Here is a 1,057-nt window from a genome sequence, read left to right as displayed (position 1 = left end):
TAACTAAACATCATTTAGTGAAATAATCAAATTCAATAAATGGAAAATTTATCTGAAAAACTCTGTAAAGATGAACATAATATTAAAATAAGGAGTAAGGCTATGTTTCCCAAAGAAAGAGAGGCTAATAAAATGTTTCAATCTGTTGTACATATTGCTCTGGTTGTTAAAGATTATGATGAAGCCATTGATTTTTACACAAAAAAACTTCATTTTACGTTAATTGAAGATACATATCAACCAGAGCAAGATAAACGCTGGGTAGTAGTATCACCACCCGGCTCATCAGGAACTACAATATTACTTGCAAGGGCTTCAAAGCCAGAACAAACACCTTTTATTGGAAATCAAGCAGGAGGAAGAGTTTTTTTATTTCTTGGGACAGATAACTTTTGGAGAGACTATAATGATATGATAGCTCAAGGAATTGAATTCGTTAGAGAACCAAAAGAACAAACATATGGTATTGTTGCTGTATTCAAAGATTTATACGGAAACTTATGGGATTTAGTTCAATTTAAAGAAAATCATCCTATGTTTCAACGAGTAAAATAGACTTAATCTATAGAAAGCATACTAAAATACTCACATATATTCTTAATATTTTTAAAGTGTAGAAGAGATTGTGAAATAACGTGCTTAAACTCTACATGTGATATGTTAAATTAGAATTTAGCAATTATCTTCCTCAATAACGGGTTCGGTGTGAAGTACAGAATGAAAATTTACAGTGCTATTGGCATAGGAATTCGCAACTGAATTTGCAGGTAATTTAACTGTTAAAATTGCATACAAAAAGCTCAGAGCCACGAAAAGATCTGAGCTTTTTTAAATTATTGAGTTGTTGAAGATTAGCACCCTATAGTTTAAGTAAAATCTTTTACAATCTCTTCTACAGCCTAATATAACTCCATCCGAATAAGTTTTATAAGGGACATAAACAACATTACATCTCCTATTATTTTTTTACCTCTTTTACAATAGTTCTTTCTACTAATAATTGATAAAAATAAATTACGATTGCTGTTAGGACTGACAATATGTAAAAATGTTTTGG

The 1,057-nt window shown here is 30.2% G+C and carries 1 protein-coding gene; it reads left to right on the top strand.

Annotated elements, in window-relative coordinates; genetic code table 11:
* The first annotated feature begins 132 nt into the window (after positions 1–132).
* Positions 133–555 (top strand): VOC family protein, encoded by a 423-nt coding sequence (locus V7083_RS10260; RefSeq protein WP_335477432.1) that lies wholly within the window; start codon positions 133–135, stop codon positions 553–555.
* Positions 556–1,057 lie beyond the last annotated feature (502 nt).

This window comes from Bacillus sp. JJ1764 (assembly GCF_036962145.1).
Lineage (GTDB): Bacteria > Bacillota > Bacilli > Bacillales > Cytobacillaceae > Neobacillus.
The sequence above is the reverse complement of the archived record's forward strand: the minus strand, read 5'-3'. Positions and strand labels throughout refer to the sequence as shown.

What these genes read in the sequence shown, in the direction of transcription:
- V7083_RS10260 (WP_335477432.1), top strand. Translation starts at nt 133, where the DNA reads ATGTTTCAATCTGTTGTACATATTGCTCTGGTTGTTAAAGATTATGAT.